Origin of the sequence: Pseudoroseomonas cervicalis ATCC 49957, from assembly GCF_000164635.1 — a bacterium.
Taxonomy (GTDB): domain Bacteria; phylum Pseudomonadota; class Alphaproteobacteria; order Acetobacterales; family Acetobacteraceae; genus Pseudoroseomonas; species Pseudoroseomonas cervicalis.
In genome coordinates this window covers 1-2698 of record NZ_GG770911.1, presented here as the reverse complement: position 1 = coordinate 2698, position 2698 = coordinate 1, and the positions used below count along the sequence as shown (strand labels likewise).

Below are 2698 nucleotides of genomic sequence, written 5' to 3'. Positions count from 1 at the left end.
CAGCCCCAACAGCATCCCGCCCGGGCCGGGCAGCAGCCTGCCGTCGATCCCGGGCGGGTCGCCGGGGGCGGGCAGTTCCGGCCGGCCCAGCGCGAAGAGCGGCAGCGCCGGCAGCACCAGGCGTTCCGTGTAGCGGTGGCGGCGGCCCAGCAGCCCGCCGGTCATCTCGGACAGCAGCCCGGCCTCGCCGCCCGGCCGCGGCGCCGTTCCGGTCCAGCGGCGCGCCGGCAGCATGCGCGTGTCCACCGCCTCGGGGCAGAGCAGGATGCGGTGGCCCTGCGGGGTGGTGAGCAGGAAAGGGTCGCGGCTGGCGCCCGCTTCCAGGCGCTGCCAATGGCCCGGGGTGTGGTGCTGGCCGGTGCGGTGCTCGGCCCGCCAGACCTCGACCTCCCAGGCTTCCCACAGGCAGGAATGGCCCGAGAGGGTGGCCTTGCGCAGCCCGCCCCGGGGCGCCGTGGTGCCTTCCACCAGCACCAGCCCCTCGGGCGGGTCGCGCAGCCAGCCGGCGGCGCGCCAGCCGCGCCAGGCCACCCAGAGCGCGCGCAGGGTGAACAGGGAAAAGACCAGGAGGACCAGGAACGCGACGGAGCCGAACATCCCGGCCAGGGTGCCGCCGGGCCCGCGGCCGGGCAAGGCGGGGGGCCGGCGGCTGACCCGAATGTGTGCGCCGCCGCCGGCCCCGGCCGCGTCAGAAGCCGACCTTGTCGGCGCCCTTCAGCGCCAGCATCTCGCGCGCCTCGTCCGGCGTCGCGATCTCCAGGCCGAGCCCCTCGACGATCTGCCGCGCCAGCCGAACCTGCTCGGCATTCGAGGCGGCGAGCCGCCCGGGGCCGGCCCAGAGGCTGTCCTCGAGGCCCACGCGCACATTGCCGCCCATCGCCGCCGCCATGGCCGCGATCGGCAGCTGGTTGCGCCCGGCGCCGAGCACCGACCAGCGGTAATTCTCGCCGAACAGCCGGTCGGCGGTGCGCTTCATGTGCAGCACATCCTCCGGGTGCGCGCCGATGCCGCCCTGCAGCCCGAACACCGTCTGGATGAAGAGCGGGCCGGTGACGACGCCCTGATCGAAGAAATACTTCAGGTTGTAGAGGTGCGAGGTGTCGTAGCACTCGAACTCGAAGCGCGTGCCGTTCTCGCGGCAGGTGGTCAGGATGTACTCGATATCGGCGAAGCTGTTGCGGAAGATGATGCCCTTGTCGGAGAGGTATTCCTTCTCCCAGGGGTGCTGGAATTCCTTGAAGCGGTTCAGCATGCCGAACAGGCCGAAATTCATGCTGCCCATGTTCAGCGAGGCGACCTCCGGCCGGAAGGTCGCCGCCGGCTTCACCCGCTGCTCGATCGTCATGGTCGGCGCGCCGCCGGTGGTGATGTTGATCACCGCGTCGCAGCGCTGCTTGATCACCTGCAGGAACGGGGAGAACCCCTCCGGCGACTGGTCCGGCCGGCCATCCGCCGGGTGGCGCGCGTGCAGGTGGACGATGGCGGCGCCGGCCTCGGCCGCGCCCACCGCCGCATCGGCGATCTGCTCCGCCGTGATCGGCAGGTGCGGCGACATGCTCGGCGTGTGGATGGCGCCCGTGACGGCGCAGGTGATGATGACTTTCCGCTGGGCCATTAGACTTCTCCCTGGCTCTGCTTGTGGGCGCGCAGCGCGGCGAGGCGCCGGTCGCGCCAGCGCATCTTCTCCGGCAGGTCGCCGGGCGCGCCCCATTGTTCGAGGATGGTGTTCACCGCCTCGGCCCCATAGACCTCGGGCGCGGCGGGGTCGGCCGCCAGCCGCTTGTAGAAACCGGTGTAGCGGGCGCAGTAGTCCGGGATGCCGCCGGGCGCGTTCAGCTCGATCGTCTCGAACGGCCCCATGAAGGACCAGCGCAGGCCGAGCCCGTCCTTCACCGTGTGGTCCAGATCCTGCGGCGTCACATAGCCCTCCGACACCAGGCGGAAGGCCTCGGCCAGCAGGGCGCCCTGCAGCCGGTTCAGCACGAAGCCCTCCACCTCCTTCTTCACCGTGATCGGCACCTGGCCGATGGCGGCGTAGATGGCGCGGGCGCGCTCCACCACCTCGGGCGAGGTCCAGGGCGCGCCGGAGAGCTCCACCAGCGGCACCAGATGCGGCGGGTTCACCGGATGCGCCACCAGGCAGCGGGCGCGGCCCGGCAGCGCCTCGGTGAAGAGCGAGGTGCGAATGGCGGAGGAGGAGGAGGCCAGGATGCAGCCCGGCGGCGCCAGACGGTCCAGCTCGGCGAACAGCGCCTGCTTGACCTCCAGCGTCTCCGGCCCGTTCTCCTGCACCAGGGTGGCGGTGGCGACGGCCTCGCCCAGGCTGCCCACCGCGCGGATGCGGCGCGCGGCGCCGGCCGGGTTCTCGCAGAGCCCCTGTTCGGCGAGGTCGGTCAGGCCCTGCGCGCAGAGGCCGGTCGCGGCCGCCGCCACGCCGGGGGCGGGGTCGTAGAGCGCCACATCCCATCCGGCGCGGGCGAAGATCATCGCCCAGGCCCGGCCGATCAGGCCGGTGCCGATGATGGCGACGCTGTGCGGTGTCATGGTTTTCTCCTCGTGTTCCTGGGGAGGCTTTGCCTCCCCAGACCCCACCACCGGGGGGACAGGGTCCCCCCGGACCCCGCCATCAGTTGGGCGTCCCGCCTGGCCGGGAGACGGCGGCAGCCCGACAGAAAAAAGATGGGGGTCCGGGGGAATT

3 protein-coding genes are annotated in these 2698 nt (G+C 72.4%); all 3 read right to left on the bottom strand.

All coding sequences use genetic code 11. The annotated features are described in order from the left end of the window. Positions 1 to 597: hypothetical protein (locus tag HMPREF0731_RS20275; protein WP_007006093.1), on the bottom strand; the 597-nt coding region annotated here is incomplete at its 3' end. 91 nt (positions 598 to 688) lie between these two features. Next, a complete protein-coding gene (gene kce / locus HMPREF0731_RS20270) occupies positions 689 to 1615 on the bottom strand; it encodes a 3,5-dioxohexanoate:acetyl-CoA acetone transferase (RefSeq protein WP_007006092.1) in 927 nt (308 codons plus the stop codon). Continuing rightward, a complete protein-coding gene (locus HMPREF0731_RS20265) occupies positions 1615 to 2544 on the bottom strand; it encodes a 3-hydroxyacyl-CoA dehydrogenase (RefSeq protein ID WP_007006091.1) in 930 nt (309 codons plus the stop codon). Before HMPREF0731_RS20265 ends, kce begins: the two co-directional genes overlap by 1 nt. Between the last annotated feature and the right edge of the window lie 154 nt (positions 2545 to 2698).